General features: G+C 56.3%; 13 protein-coding genes and 1 pseudogene. 4 read left to right on the top strand and 10 right to left on the bottom strand.

The window, feature by feature from the left end; genetic code table 11:
* A partial coding sequence (locus tag CW267_RS08680) for an ATP-binding cassette domain-containing protein (protein WP_165787425.1) occupies positions 1-187 on the bottom strand: 187 nt, incomplete at its 3' end.
* A 44-nt stretch (positions 188-231) separates the two neighbouring features.
* Entirely contained in the window at positions 232-1,212 is a 981-nt protein-coding gene (locus CW267_RS08675) for a sugar ABC transporter substrate-binding protein (RefSeq protein WP_008805613.1), read from the bottom strand.
* A gap of 411 nt (positions 1,213-1,623) precedes the next feature.
* On the opposite strand from CW267_RS08675, the gene CW267_RS08670 reads away from it, so the two are divergent.
* Positions 1,624-3,933, top strand: a complete 2,310-nt coding sequence (locus CW267_RS08670; protein WP_032734964.1) for a molybdopterin-dependent oxidoreductase — start codon at positions 1,624-1,626, stop codon at positions 3,931-3,933.
* 107 nt (positions 3,934-4,040) lie between these two features.
* On the opposite strand, the gene CW267_RS08665 is transcribed toward CW267_RS08670, so the two are convergent.
* Positions 4,041-4,583 (bottom strand): 1,2-dihydroxy-3-keto-5-methylthiopentene dioxygenase, encoded by a 543-nt coding sequence (locus CW267_RS08665; protein ID WP_008805615.1) that lies wholly within the window; start codon positions 4,581-4,583, stop codon positions 4,041-4,043.
* On the bottom strand, positions 4,580-5,269 hold the full coding sequence (mtnC, locus tag CW267_RS08660) for an acireductone synthase (protein WP_008805616.1): 690 nt from the start codon (positions 5,267-5,269) through the stop codon (positions 4,580-4,582). The genes CW267_RS08665 and mtnC overlap by 4 nt, the downstream gene beginning before the upstream one ends.
* Positions 5,270-5,409: 140 nt before the next feature.
* Between mtnC and CW267_RS08655 the strand changes: the two genes are divergently transcribed.
* Positions 5,410-6,555, top strand: a complete 1,146-nt coding sequence (locus tag CW267_RS08655) for a pyridoxal phosphate-dependent aminotransferase (RefSeq protein WP_162823044.1) — start codon at positions 5,410-5,412, stop codon at positions 6,553-6,555.
* Here the strand turns inward: CW267_RS08655 and CW267_RS08650 are convergent, their stop codons facing one another.
* The 4 genes and pseudogenes from CW267_RS08650 to dsbG all read right to left on the bottom strand — a co-directional run bounded on the left by CW267_RS08650 (position 6,556) and on the right by dsbG (position 10,363).
* On the bottom strand, positions 6,556-7,182 hold the full coding sequence (locus CW267_RS08650; RefSeq protein ID WP_023297217.1) for an IbrB-like domain-containing protein: 627 nt from the start codon (positions 7,180-7,182) through the stop codon (positions 6,556-6,558).
* Positions 7,167-8,389: pseudogene (locus CW267_RS08645) on the bottom strand (phosphoadenosine phosphosulfate reductase). The gene CW267_RS08650 and the pseudogene CW267_RS08645 overlap by 16 nt, the downstream one beginning before the upstream one ends.
* Positions 8,390-8,500: 111 nt before the next feature.
* Positions 8,501-9,433 carry a DNA-binding transcriptional repressor CitR gene (gene citR / locus CW267_RS08640; protein WP_008805620.1) on the bottom strand — a complete coding sequence of 311 codons (933 nt, stop codon included), beginning with the start codon at positions 9,431-9,433 and terminating at the stop codon, positions 8,501-8,503.
* 180 nt (positions 9,434-9,613) lie between these two features.
* Positions 9,614-10,363, bottom strand: coding sequence for a thiol:disulfide interchange protein DsbG (gene dsbG, locus CW267_RS08635; RefSeq protein ID WP_022065704.1), 750 nt, complete (start codon positions 10,361-10,363; stop codon positions 9,614-9,616).
* 411 nt (positions 10,364-10,774) lie between these two features.
* On the opposite strand from dsbG, the gene ahpC reads away from it, so the two are divergent.
* Both ahpC and ahpF read left to right on the top strand, forming a co-directional pair.
* Entirely contained in the window at positions 10,775-11,338 is a 564-nt protein-coding gene (gene ahpC / locus CW267_RS08630; RefSeq protein ID WP_002894394.1) for an alkyl hydroperoxide reductase subunit C, read from the top strand.
* Positions 11,339-11,526: 188 nt separating this feature from the next.
* Entirely contained in the window at positions 11,527-13,092 is a 1,566-nt protein-coding gene (ahpF, locus tag CW267_RS08625) for an alkyl hydroperoxide reductase subunit F (RefSeq protein WP_100781418.1), read from the top strand.
* A gap of 72 nt (positions 13,093-13,164) precedes the next feature.
* Here ahpF and uspG read toward each other — a convergent pair whose 3' ends face one another.
* Positions 13,165-13,593, bottom strand: coding sequence for a universal stress protein UspG (uspG, locus tag CW267_RS08620; protein ID WP_002894401.1), 429 nt, complete (start codon positions 13,591-13,593; stop codon positions 13,165-13,167).
* Positions 13,594-13,780: 187 nt separating this feature from the next.
* The gene (gene rnk, locus CW267_RS08615; RefSeq protein ID WP_008805623.1) at positions 13,781-14,191 is read right to left on the bottom strand and encodes a nucleoside diphosphate kinase regulator; all 411 of its coding nucleotides are present in this window, start codon (positions 14,189-14,191) and stop codon (positions 13,781-13,783) included.
* Positions 14,192-14,348: the final 157 nt, after the last annotated feature.

The following is a 14,348-nucleotide window of genomic DNA, read 5'->3' as shown; positions in this document are numbered from 1 at the left end:
GCAGCGGGTGACCGTCGAGGGTCGCGCTGCCGCTGTCAGCCTGATAGACGCCGGCGAGGATTTTAATCAGCGTCGATTTACCGGCGCCGTTCTCGCCAATCAGGCCATGAATTTCCCCCGGATTGAGGCGCAGGGTGACTGAATTAAGCGCCGTAACGCTGGCAAAACGTTTGCCGATCTGGTCCATGACCAGACCCGCGGCGGGGCGCTCCCCGCCAGGGTGTTGATTTATCACTGCAGTTCGCCGTATCCCAACTGTTTATACACCGCTTTCGCCTCCTGCGGACCTTTCACCGGTATCACCGGGATAAAGGTTTGCACCGGCAGTTTCTGACCGGCAAAGTAGCGGGCCACGTTGTCGGCGGAGGTCTGGCCAATCAGATGCGGCTGCTGCGCGACGTTAGCCACAAACGGACTGCCGGGCTCTGCCATGATCTCCAGCGTCTCCGGACCGGCGTCGATGGCCGTCACTTTCACGTCCTTATCACGGCCGGTCTCTTCCAGTGCCTGGACGATACCGATGGCCGGTTGATCCCAGCAGGCGACATGGATGGCGTCCAGTTTGCCTTTCGGATACTGGCTGAGTAATTCGAGGGTTTTCTTCCGCGCGTCTTCCGGCGAGTTGGCGAACTGTTCCGCGAGCTCAGGCTGGATAATATGAATATCCGGATAATCCTTAAGGACATATTTCCACTGATCGTAGCGAATTCCGCAAATACGCAGCGCGCTGGAGAACGCGTTAAATACGGCGACGTTGCCTTTGCCGCCTAATTCATCCGCCATGTAGCGGCCGATGGTCGAGCCTAAGGTGTAGTTATCGGAGGTGGTATTGTTGACCGAATATTGAGAAACATGATCCACGGTAAATACCGGGATACCAGCATCACGCAATGCTTTAAATTTTGGTTCGACGGCGCTGTCGCCGAGAATACTAATTACCGCGTCCACCTTGCGTGACAGTAAAATATCGTGATTATTGGCATGCACCTGATTATCGCGACCGCCATCAACGCCAATGACTTTGCCCCCCAATTTCTCCACTTCCTCTGTCGCACCCTTAAAGGCCTCGCGATCCCAGAAATGCTGAGTGCCGACAACGGCAACGCCAATGGTTTTTCCCTGTAAGGAGAGGGCGTCTGCGGCAGTGACGCTCAGCGAGGCAAGGGAAAGCAGTCCCAGCGCGGCAGGCAATAATTTTCTCTTCTGCGACATTGTTATTATGATCCTGTGATGAAGGTGGTTGCGGACCGGTAGCATGACAAGAAGCACCTCGCCACCTCAAATACAAAATAAGTCTAAGTTATGTCGGGAATGTTATATCGCAGAAACGCCAGAGAAAAATGTTATTTTGCCATCGGGAACCTGAAAATATTTCATGATGCAAAATATACCTTTTTATTTTGTGGTTTTATTTTTGACTTATTCCGTGTTTATTTAACGGATAAAGACGGCTTTCTGTTTATAGTAATGGCGTGGAGAAATACGGCCCTTGCAGGGGAATGCAGGTGATTGCGCGGGCTAATACTTTTTTTAGCAGCGTAATGTCTGGCTGGGACGGGGATATTTCCGTCATTTCCTCGATTTATTTTAACGAGTTTTTTGGCTGAGAAGAACGCGAGTGCTATGAAGAAACAGCATAATTATACGGTGATGCACTGGGGAACGTGGCAGGTGGAGAGCCGCGAGGGCGATATCGTGGCGGTTAATCCGGTGCCCTGGGATAAAAATCCGTCACGCATTGGTCAGTCGCTCCCCGACGCGGTGACCAGCCAAACGCGCATTCGCCGTCCGGCGGTGCGCGCCGGCTATCTTCAGCAGGGCCCAGCGTCACGAGAAGGGCGAGGCAAGGAGCCCTTTGTTGAAGTCAGTTGGGAGGTGGCGCTCGACCTGCTGGCTCGCGAGCTGCGCTCGGTCAAGGCGCGCTGCGGCAATGAGGCGATTTACGGCGGCTCCTACGGCTGGGCCAGCGCTGGACGCTTTCACCATGCGCAGAGCCAGCTGCACCGGTTTCTCAAGGGATTTGGCGGGTACACCGCCAGCACCAATACCTATAGCAGCGCCGCGGGCGAGCGCATTCTGCCGCATATTCTCGGGCCGTTGAGCCCGCTGCACCGTCAGCATACCCATTTTTCCGAGCTGGCGCGGGAGTGCCAGCTGTTTGTCGCGATTGGCGGTCTGCCGCTGCGCAATGCCCAGGTCAACGGCGGCGGCGCCAATGACCATATGCTGCCGTACTGGCTGGATAAGATGCAGGCCAACGGCACCCGATTTATCAATATCAGTCCGGTGCGCAATGACCTCAGCGCGGTGCCCGACGCCGAGTGGCTGGCCATTCGGCCGGGCACCGATACCGCACTGCTGCTGGCGCTGAGCTATGTACTGATCGCTGAGTCTCTCTACGACCAGGCGTTTGTTGCCAGCCATACCGTCGGGTTTGCCCCCTATCGCGCTTATCTGTTGGGCGAGCACGACGGCGTAGCGAAAACCCCGGCGTGGGCGGCGGCGATTACCGGCCTGGACGCCCAGCGCATCGCCGACCTGGCGCGGGAGATGGCCCGCCACCGGACGATGGTGAATATCTCCTGGTCTATCCAGCGCGCCCGTCAGGGAGAGCAAGCCTACTGGGCGACGGTGGCCCTGACCGCGCTGCTGGGACAGATCGGCACGCCGGGCGGCGGCCTCGGGTTTGGCTACGCCTGCACTAACCTGGCGGGCGCGGTGCGAAAAGCGTTTTCCGGCCCGCGCTTACCCGCCGGGGAGAATGCGGTGGATAGCGTTATCCCGGTGGCGCGGCTGTCCGATATGCTGCTGCACCCGGGAGAAGCCTATGAGTTCGACGGTCAGCAGCTGCGCTATCCCGACATCCGTCTGGTTTACTGGGCGGGAGGCAATGCGTTTCATCATCATCAGGATATCAACCGACTGTGCGAGGCCTGGCGCCGTCCGGAGACGGTGGTGGTGCATGAGCAGTACTGGACCGCGCAGGCTAAATTCTCCGATATTGTCCTGCCAGCCACCACCTCGCTGGAGCGAGAGGATATCGGCAGCGGCGGTCACGACGGGTTTATGATCGCCATGAGCGCGCAGATCCCGCCGGTGGGCGAAGCGCGTGACGATTACGCCATTTTCCACGATCTGGCCGCTCGGCTGGGCTTCGGAGAACAGTTCAGCGAGGGGCGGGACGCCGGGCAGTGGCTGCGTCATCTCTATGAGGAGTCAAGACCGCGGGCGCAGGAGGAGGGTATTGCGCTGCCCTCGTTCGAGGACTTCTGGCAGCAAGGGGTGCTGGAGTACAGCGCGCCGGAGCGGCCGCAGATCTTTCTCGCCGATTTTCGCGCCGATCCGCAGCGCTATCCGCTCTCCACGCCCTCCGGCAAGATTGAACTCTTTTCCGCCACCGTCGCCGGGTTTGGCTATCGTGAATGCCCTGGCCATCCGTGGTGGGATGAACAGGAGGCCGCCCGGCAGCGGCAGGAGGCGGCGCGGTGGCCGCTTCATCTGCTCTCCAGCCAGCCGCGTGCCCGCCTGCACAGTCAGTACGACCACGGCAGCGTCAGCCGGGCGACGAAAATTCAGGGACGCGAGCCGCTGTGGATGCATCCGAGCGATGCGCAGGCAAGAGACATCCGCGAAGGCAGCGTGGTGAAGGTCTATAACGACCGCGGGGCGATTCTGGCGGGCGTGCACCTGAGCGAGCAGATTTTGCCCGGCGTGGTACAGATGTCCACCGGCGCCTGGTATGACCCGCTGGATCCCAATGAAAAAGGAACGCTCGATAAGCACGGTAATCCCAACGTGTTAACCGAGGATCGCGGCAGTTCGCGCCTGGGGCAGGGCTGTAGCGCCCAGAGCTGTTGGGTGGAGATCGCCCCGTGGCGTGAGGCACTGCCGCCGATCACCGCCTTTGATCCGCCGAGGTTTATTGAGGTTTAGGCGTTGGCGCTCGCCGGCGGCGGGGCGGGTAGTCCGGAGGAGGCGCGGTATGCGCCGCCTCCGGCAAAGCCCGCGCCTGGCGGTTTAAGACTGACGACAGTTTGACGTTACGCCAGCCGCGGGTAGGCGCTGGCGATATCGTCACCGGTAAACTGGGCGATCCAGCCTTCCGGGTTATCAAAAATGCGAATGGCGGTGAAGTTCGGTTCTGAACCCATATCAAACCAGTGCGGGGTGTGGGCGGGAACCGAAATCAGATCGTTCTTTTCGCACAGTACCTGGAACACCTCGTCGCCAATATGCAGGCAGAACAGGCCGGCGCCCTCGACAAAAAACCGCACCTCGTCTTCGCCATGGGTGTGCTCGTTGAGGAATTTTTCCCGCAGCGCCTCTTTTTGCGGGTTATCGGCGCGCAGGCTGATGACGTCCCAGCTCTGGTAGCCCTTTTCGGCGACCAGTTTATCAATCGCATGCTGATAGGCGGCAATCACCGTTTCCGGGCTGGGATTTGCGCCGAGGTCGCGGTCGGCCTGCCAGCGCTCGAAGCGGACGCCTTTGGCGTTCAGTTGATCCTGAATCGCTTTGGCGTCGGTGCTGTGCCAGAGCGGTGTTTGCGGATCGGTCACGGAAAAAAGAGTTAATGCGCTCATGCTGGGATCTGCTCCGGATGAATGTCGTCAAAACGCTGAACCTGAGGATGGTGGCTCGCCGGGTCGCGGTCGCCGCGTACCAGTTGGATCGTTCGCAAACCTGCAGCCTCGGCGGCGTCGAGCTCCTGATGGATATCCGACAGGAACAGGATGGTGCCAGGGGCATGGCCCAGGTGTTCAGCAATGTTACGGTAGGACTGCACCTCGCGTTTGGCGCCTACCAGGGTATCGAAATAGCCCGTGAACAGATGAGTAATATCACCTTCATCGCTGTAGCCAAATAACAATTTCTGCGCGGCAACGGAGCCTGAGGAATATACATACAGATCAATGCCCTGCGCTTTCCATTTCTCCAGCGCCGGCAGTACGTCCGGATAGAGATGGCCGGTAAAGTCGCCGTTGAGATAGCCGTCACGCCAGATGATCCCCTGCAGCGCCTTTAGCGCCGTGGATTTACGGTCTTCGTCCATAAAGGCGAAGAGGGTAGTGATAAGGTCGGCGGTGCTGGCGGCCGGGGCGTCTGTCTCGCGGCGCAGGTTGTCGAGAATGGTTTTGACGGGCTCAGCGTACTGCTGAGCGGTCACAAAGCCGGCCAGTCGTTCGCGGGCGTAGGGGAACAGCACGTTATGCACGAAGCGGATATCGCTGGTGGTGCCTTCTATGTCGGTCACGATGGCGCGGATCATGGTTTCTCCAGAGTGGCGTGGCGCGGAATAACATTAGCATTTAGACGTCTAAGCGTCTTGATTGCCAAATATTAACATCGTGTTATAGTGGCTTCAACAACAGCATTACAATCGGTATAAAAAGAATGAGCAATAACCCTTTGATTCCAGAGAGTAAACTTCCTGCGCTCGGCACAACGATTTTTACCCAGATGAGCGCCCTGGCCCAGCAGCATCAGGCCATCAACCTGTCACAGGGCTTTCCCGATTTCGACGGCCCGCGCTATCTTCAGGAGCGTCTGGCCTACCATGTGGCGCAGGGGGCGAATCAGTACGCCCCGATGACCGGCGTGCCGGCGCTGCGCGAGGCGATCGCCGGGAAGACAGCGGAGCTGTATGATTACCTGCCCGACGTCAATAGCGATATCACGGTCACCGCCGGCGCGACGGAGGCCCTGTACGCGGCGATCACCGCCCTGGTGCGCCGCGGCGACGAGGTGGTCTGTTTCGATCCCAGCTATGACAGCTATGCCCCCGCGGTGGCGCTGGCCGGCGGCGAATTACGCCGTATTGCGCTGCAGCCGCCGCATTTTCGCGTCGACTGGCAGCAGTTTGCTGCGGCGCTGAGCGATAAAACCCGTCTGGTGATCCTCAATACCCCGCACAATCCATCAGCCACCGTCTGGCAGCGTGAAGATTTCGCTGCCCTGTGGCAGGCTATTGCCGAACGCGAGATCTATGTCCTCAGCGATGAGGTCTATGAGCACATCTGCTTTGCCGAGGGCGGCCACGCCAGCGTGCTGGCGCATCCCCAGCTTCGCGAGCGGGCGGTGGCGGTCTCCTCGTTTGGCAAAACGTTTCATATGACCGGCTGGAAGGTCGGCTACTGCGTAGCCCCGGCGGCCATCAGCGCCGAACTGCGCAAGGTGCATCAGTATCTGACCTTCTCGGTGAATACTCCGGCGCAGCTGGCGATCGCCGACATGCTGCGCGAAGCGCCTGAGCACTATCGTGAGCTGCCGGCGTTTTATCGGGAACGCCGCGATCTGTTTATTGAAGCGCTGCGCCCAAGCCGGCTGGAACTTCTGCCCTGTGAAGGGACCTATTTCCTGCTGGCGGACTACAGCGCCATTTCCGATCTTGACGACGTCAGCTTCTGCCGCTGGCTGACGACCGAAGTCGGGGTGGCGGCGATCCCGCTCTCCGTCTTCTGCGCCGATCCGTTCCCGCACAAGCTGATCCGCTTATGCTTTGCCAAACAGCCGGCGACTCTGTTGGCTGCGGCGACGCGTTTGTGCCAGCTGTAGTCACTTAATCGTCCACGCCTGGGAGAACTGGCGGCCAGCGAACATCTCCGTGAGGCCGCTAATTTGCTTCAGGCGCAATACCTCATCGGCATCCATCCCCAGCTCTTTGCCGATTTTCTGTGGCGTCCAGCCAAGCTGGGTCAGCTCGCGGACAATCTCTGACATGGCGTGGATTTGGTGGCGCCCGCGCGCCCGGTTATGGCGTATGGTCGCTGCCATCAGCCCGTCACGCGAGGCGGCTTCACTCGTCAGGCAGGTCACTGGCAGATAACCTTTCAGCGTTTTTTTCAGCACCGCTTTGCTGCAGGCCAGCTCATGACGGTGAAAACCGTCGACAATCGTATACGACTGCGGGCTTTGCTGGATGACGACGACCGGCTGGGTAAAGCCGTCGGCTTCCAGCGACGTTTGCAGCAGGCGTTTTTCCGGTGGCGCCACGTTATTCGGATTGTAGTCGTTGGGGATGACCTGCTCCTGTTTTACCCACAGCACGCAGTCAACGGGCTGGGAGCGGAAGGGACTGCGCTGGTGGAGCACCTGACGAAACGCATTGATTGCCTCGATGCGCGCCTCGTCATCCAGCGTTTGCAGATAAGCGTCCAGCGCCTGCGTCAGTTGTTGTTGCATAATATCCCCCATTGTTGGCGATGTTTTTCCATGCGTTTACGGTAGCGCTGATAGTGGCTGCTTTTGGTCGGGCTAAACGAAAGCTGACGGCACCAGTAGTCGTTATTGAGCAGCACTTTGCAGACCCGCCGCCAGGACGGGATATCTTTGGTGCCAATGTCCGCAGGCTGGGTGTCCGGAATATCTTCCATGCCTTTTTTCTGATACCAACGCAGGTAGACGGCGATTTTGTTGCGGTAGTGCTCGGCAGTGGTTTCCGGCATGCTGTCGAGCAGGAACAGCGCATAGCTTTTCCATGTAAGGTGGTCGGGCTTGTCGATTTTTCGGTGGCCGTAAAATTGATTATCATGCCCGGCATAGACCCCGCCGCTGTGCGCGCCGCTCACCCGCTGACACATTGCGGCCCAGCGCTCGGGCTCCAGCACATGGTAGAGCCACAGTCCCTGGCGCTGCTCCGGACCGAACGGTTCGCAGATGCGCATATAGCGCGCGGCACCCCGGCCTGATACATCAGATCGTACAGAGGGTTATAAGACTGCCGGCTTTTGGCAAACCAGGTCCAGATGTCGGCCGTTTTCCAGTCATAGAGCGGGTAGATGTACCAGGCGTGGCCGCCCGGCGCCGAGGTGGTCCAGGGTTTATCATCGGCGAAGCGTTGTTTACGCTGCGAAGAGATGGCCATAAAGCGATTCAGTGACTCGTCGGCGCGAATGCCCACCAGCACGGCGGCGGGGCGCCGCTGTGAAAACCACTCGGCGAAGTGGCTGACAAAGGACTCAAAGCTCATCCCCGGTTGATAAAATGAAAAATAGCCCGGGTGGGTAATCGCCCAGGGCGGCGGCTGACGGACCCAGTCGGCCCCGGGCTCCCAGCATTGCCATTGCGGTTTATACTGCGTCAGCGCGTTTTGGGTGGTGAGCGGCAGGGCGACCCAGTAAAAGGTTTCGACAACATCCGCATACAGCGCACGCAGTTTTTCGCAGTGGGCGATGGTGCAGGAGAACTGCGCTTCCCAGTCAATAAACAACACACTGATTTTTTTACCCTGTAACCGCGCCGCCTGGGCGGTTAAATGCAGCATGACGGTGGAGTCTTTTCCACCCGAGAAAGAGACGCAAACGCGTGAAAAATTATCCAGCACCCACTGGATGCGCTGCTCAGTTGCCTGCAGCACCGATTCCGGTAAGGGATATTTAATAAACGACATGACCATTAATCCTTTAATAGTAGAGCTTCCCGTTTGTTCAGTATAAACGATGAGCGCTGCGAAATTAATGGTCGATCTGCATTCAAACAGAGTGTGAAAACAGGTGGGCAGTTACTCACTATTATTAAGTTGTGGGCGTGATATATCTCTGTCATTCATTAGAATGGAGATTAATTCAGATAGAAAATGATTTTGTGTAGATGATTGATGGTAGTTAATGTATATCGTGATCTCTGGAAAAAGTGCCTCTATATCGAGAGCGTGAAGTGGCATGGCCGGGGAAATAAAATCATATAAATAGGAGGGGATGAAGCCAATTAAGTCGGTTTTATTGATCATGTTAAGAATGGTCATAAAAGAGTCGCTGCGAAAGGCAATATTACCCGGATTTAACCATGGCGTGCTGCTTTGCTGGACGCGCTGAATGACAGGATCGTTGGTGATATAGTGGGTGAAAAATTCCTGTGCCAGCGCTTCAATCGACGTGAGTTGATCTCGCCGCGGATGGTCCGCCCGGCAAACCGCCAGCGTCTGCACCGTCTGATAGGGCTGACAGATCGTGGCGCGGTTGGTAATAGGCATTCGGGTGAACACCAGGTCCGCCTGGCGATACGCCAGCAGCTCCTCAGCCGATTCCGTGGTGGTCAGGTTATGGTGTTCAATCTGCAAATTGGCCTGATGACAGAGCTCATTAATCATAAAATGGCTATTCACTGAACAGAACAGCGGAGGGCCATATATCACGATACGTTTACGCAGTTCGGAGCGATTATTGAGATTGATGGTTTTTTCCAGCTGTTCGAGATTTTGTTGCAAATGATAATGAAGATTGACACAGGCGGTAGTGGGCGTCATCCCTTTCCCAACGCGAACAAATAACGGATCGTTTAACTGCTGGCGCAAACGCTGCAACGACTGGCTCACCGCTGACGGGGTGATAAATAACATGGCGGCTGCTTTGCTAATGCTCAAATGTTGATAGATACATTCAAAAATAACCAATAAATTCAAATCGAACTTTTTCAGATCGTAAAGATTTGCCATTAATGCAGTCCTGTGTATTATCAGCGCGGGTGGAAATATTCTTAGTGAGAATGTTGATTGGCTTAATATTTGCGGTGTGAATTTAATTACCGGACTATAACGTTAAGTTCTGCTTAATATATCTTATCGTCGTCAGGGGCGCCAGCGGTCGTTGTTATCTGGCGCCATTATGCAATGGGATTATTCTTGTTCGCCCATCATGATCTGCAGTTTTTCTTTATCCGGCAGGCCGACCACCTGCTGCAGCATATTATCCTTATTCATATAGTAAATGGCTGGCGTGACGTTGGCCCCCAGTTCGTCCATCAGTTGCTGATTAACGTTGAGCACTTTCATTTTCTCCGGCGGAATAGCCTGCGGGATCGTCAGGGCCATTTTTCCATTCGATTGCTCATAATCATGCCAGGTCTTCGCCGGATCCTTGGTGGCCAGAATCGCGGCGGCGGTGGCCGGGCTTTCGGGCTTGATCACCCCCACCAGCAGGGTGCGGATCTGCACTTTACCGGCTTCCACCCAGGGGCGGGACTGCTGCCAGAACTGTTTACAGTAGGGGCAGAAGGGATCGGCAAAGACATACAACACGATGGGGGCGTCCTTATTGCCATCCTGCAGCCAGTGGGCGCTGGCCATCTTCTTCCACATCTCCTGTCCTGCCGGCGTGTAGAGCTCTTTTTGAAACAACTGCTCGCTGAGGTTGTTGCCGTTCTCGTCATACATATAGCCGGAAATGGCATGTTTGCCGTCCGGCGTGAGGTAGATGGTGACCCCCATGTCCTGGTATTTGCCCAGCCAGCCTTTCATTCCCCCCGGCGCCTCAAAGGGTTTTATAATAGTAATGCCCTGTTTTTCAATCGCTTTTACCGGAGCGGGGAGCTCCTCCGCCTGGCTGCATAACGGAAAAAGGCTGAGCAAGAGAAGACGCTTTAACATGAATATTCCTTGTAAAATCAGCAGGAAAGGGCAAAACGATTGTCGAACCTATCACAGTCATAGGCAAGATCAGCAGAATGACGGATTGCCCTTTGCTGGCGTGGGTGATGTAATCCTGGATGCTGTTACATTAAGGTAATGTAGAGCGCAACACATAGCCAGTCTGACTGGCGCTGAACCTACCTTCGGGTATTTCAGGTAACGGGGCCGCCTGAAAGGGTGGCCTTTTTACTTTTGTCGCGGCAAATGATGCGAAAAACAGCGATCAGCGCTGAACGCGTCGACAGGTTCACAGAGTTGTCTTGTTCCGGTTGTTAGATAACGCTTATTGATTCGATAATGTAAACGCATTGGTCGGGTCAGGAAAAATTCGTTAACTTAGACCTCAACGAAAACACGGAGGAAGTATAGATGTCCTTAATTAACACCAAAATCAAACCGTTCAAAAACCAGGCATTCAAAAATGGTGAATTCATCGAAGTCACCGAGAAAGACACCGAAGGCCGCTGGAGCGTCTTCTTCTTCTATCCGGCTGACTTCACTTTCGTCTGCCCGACCGAACTGGGCGACGTGGCTGACCATTACGAAGAACTGCAGAAGCTGGGCGTAGACGTTTACTCTGTGTCTACCGATACCCACTTCACCCACAAAGCGTGGCACAGCAGCTCTGAAACCATCGCGAAAATCAAATACGCGATGATCGGCGACCCGACTGGCGCCCTGACCCGTAACTTCGACAACATGCGTGAAGATGAAGGTCTGGCTGACCGTGCCACCTTCGTGGTTGACCCACAGGGTATCATCCAGGCGATCGAAGTTACCGCTGAAGGTATCGGCCGTGATGCGTCTGACCTGCTGCGTAAAATCAAAGCGGCGCAGTACGTTGCTTCTCACCCAGGCGAAGTCTGCCCGGCTAAATGGAAAGAAGGCGAAGCGACACTGGCTCCGTCTCTGGACCTGGTCGGTAAGATTTAAGTCTGTTTGTGCCCGGCGGCGCTACGCTTGCACGGGCCTACAAGATTGTAGGCCGGGTAAACGGCGTGCCACCCGGCAATCAATGGGCGCTTTGGCGCCCATTTTATTCCAACACCATGATGCAAGCGCATTCAGGCCGCCTGGACGAGGCCGCTTGCATGATGATGTTTTAAGCCCAGGAGATAACAATGCTCGACACCAACATGAAAACCCAGCTCAAGGCCTACCTTGAGAAGCTGACCAAGCCTGTTGAGCTGATTGCCACGCTGGATGACAGCGCTAAATCGGCAGAAATCAAGGAACTGTTGGCTGAAATCGCTGAACTGTCAGACAAAGTCACCTTTAAAGAAGACAACACGCTCGCGGTACGTAAGCCATCATTCCTGATTACTAACCCTGGTTCCGACCAGGGCCCACGCTTTGCAGGCTCTCCGCTGGGCCACGAGTTTACCTCGCTGGTGCTGGCGCTGCTGTGGACCGGCGGTCATCCGTCGAAAGAGGCCCAGTCGCTGCTGGAGCAGATCCGCGATATTGATGGCGATTTCGAGTTCGAGACTTATTATTCACTCTCCTGTCATAACTGCCCGGATGTGGTGCAGGCCCTGAACCTGATGTCGGTGCTCAACCCGCGCATCAAGCACACGGCGATTGACGGTGGGACCTTCCAGAATGAAATTACCGATCGCAACGTCATGGGCGTTCCTGCGGTGTATCTGAATGGTCAGGAGTTTGGTCAGGGGCGAATGACGCTGACGGAAATTGTCGCCAAAGTGGATACCGGTGCGGAAAAACGCGCAGCGGAAGAGCTGAACCAACGTGACGCTTACGATGTGCTGATTGTCGGCTCCGGCCCGTCCGGTGCTGCCGCGGCGGTCTACTCTGCGCGTAAAGGTATTCGTACCGGCCTGATTGGCGAGCGCTTCGGCGGTCAGGTGCTGGATACCGTGGATATCGAAAACTATATTTCGGTGCCGAAAACCGAAGGCCAGAAACTGGCCGGCGCACTGAAAGCGCACGTCAGCGACTATAACGTCGATGTGATCGACTCCCAGAGCGCGACCAAACTGACGCCAGCGGCGACAGAGGGCGGCCTGCATCAGATTGAAACCGCCTCTGGCGCGGTGCTGAAGGCGCGTAGCGTCATCATTGCCACCGGGGCGAAATGGCGCAATATGAACGTACCGGGCGAAGATCAGTATCGCACCAAAGGCGTGACCTACTGCCCGCACTGCGACGGTCCACTGTTTAAGGGCAAACGCGTAGCGGTAATTGGCGGCGGGAACTCCGGGGTAGAAGCCGCTATCGACCTGGCGGGCGTCGTAGAGCATGTGACCCTGCTGGAGTTTGCTCCAGAGATGAAGGCCGACCAGGTGTTGCAGGATAAAGTCCGCAGCCTGAAGAATGTCGACATCATTCTTAATGCGCAGACCACGGAAGTGAAAGGCGATGGCAGCAAAGTCACCGGCCTGCAATATCGTGACCGGGTGAGCGGTGATGAGCATCATGTCGCGCTGGCGGGGATCTTCGTCCAGATTGGCCTGCTGCCTAACACCACCTGGCTGGAAGGCGCCGTTGAGCGCAACCGCATGGGTGAGATCATCATCGATGCGAAGTGCGAAACCAATGTCAAAGGCGTATTCGCCGCTGGCGACTGCACCACCGTGCCGTACAAGCAGATTATTATCGCGGCAGGGGAAGGGGCAAAAGCGTCGCTGAGCGCCTTCGACTACCTGATCCGCACGAAAACCGCATAACAAGTCAGACAATAAACCTGCATAACAAAGAGGCTACCCTGGGGTAGCCTCTTTTTTTCTATTTCGTCATATTTACCTGACGACCATCACCGGGATATGGGCATGGCGGATCACGCTTGAGGCATTGGATCCGAGCAGGTGGGTACTGATGGACGGGTTGCGCGAGCCAATCACCACGACATCGGCGTTAATTTCGCTGGCCAGCTCGTTGACCATATCGCGCACGCTGCCGAAACGGACATGCAGCTTGATACGTGAGGGGTCAATGCTGAAATGGCTGACCATCGTCTGCAGACGAGTTTCCGCCTCATGCTGCAGGTGTTCTTCAAACCGCCGCAGATCGGCGGTAAAGCGGCTCATGGTGAAGCTCGCAGAGCCGGGTAATACGTGGAGCAGATGGATCACCCCGTCCTGCTGGGCCAGAAACTCCGCATGCCGGACGGCTTTATCGCTCAGCGCCATCTCAAAGACATCAACGGGCATAATGATAGTCTTATACATATGCAATCCTCCTTGTTCATTTGCGTCTATATCAACATATTATATGCGTATATAGTGTCATTCAGGTCGCAAAACTGTCAGTCAGGCAGGTGCAAAGCGTAAAAAAAGGTTAGCGAGGAAGGAACAGCAGAAAGAGGATGTATGGACATCCTCTGAATAAAGCGCGAAACGCCTCAGGCAGCAGGGATTAGCGGTGGAATTCGCCAGCGGCTTCCGGCTGGTACAAGAGCTCCAGCACTTCCAGGTGTGTCGATGCACCGCCCGGCAGCTCCCAGTGAATGGTGCTGCCGACTTTCAGACCCAGCAGCGCGGCGCCCACCGGCGCGAGGACGGAGAGCTGGCTGGCGCTGTCAGTCACCTGAGACGGAAACACCAGCGTCCGCACGCGCTCTTCGCCGCTGGTTAAATCGCGGAATTTTACCTTACTGTTCATGGTGACGACGTCATGCGGCATCGCTTCCGGCGCCAGCATTTGCGCGCGGTCGAGCTCGTCATTCAGGGCATCGGCAACCGGTAAGTTGGCGAAAGCCGGCTGCTCCAGCAGCCTGTCGATACGTTCGGCATCCAGTTCGTTAATGATGATTGCGGGTCTGGTCATTGCATACTCCATGTTATCCAGGAACCTGTCCGTAAAAGAAAACCCTCGCCGAAAAGGGCAAGGGTTAAGGTCCTACCATCATACTGAGAGTTGCCGGTAGTTTGAAGTGATGAAACGCACATTCAGCGTGCAACGCCCCCCGGCGGGCGGCGTTTTC

The sequence above is a fragment of the Klebsiella sp. X1-16S-Nf21 genome, from assembly GCF_002837615.1.
GTDB classification, from domain to species: Bacteria; Pseudomonadota; Gammaproteobacteria; order Enterobacterales; family Enterobacteriaceae; genus Klebsiella; species Klebsiella variicola.
This window is presented reverse-complemented; position numbering and strand designations above follow the sequence as displayed.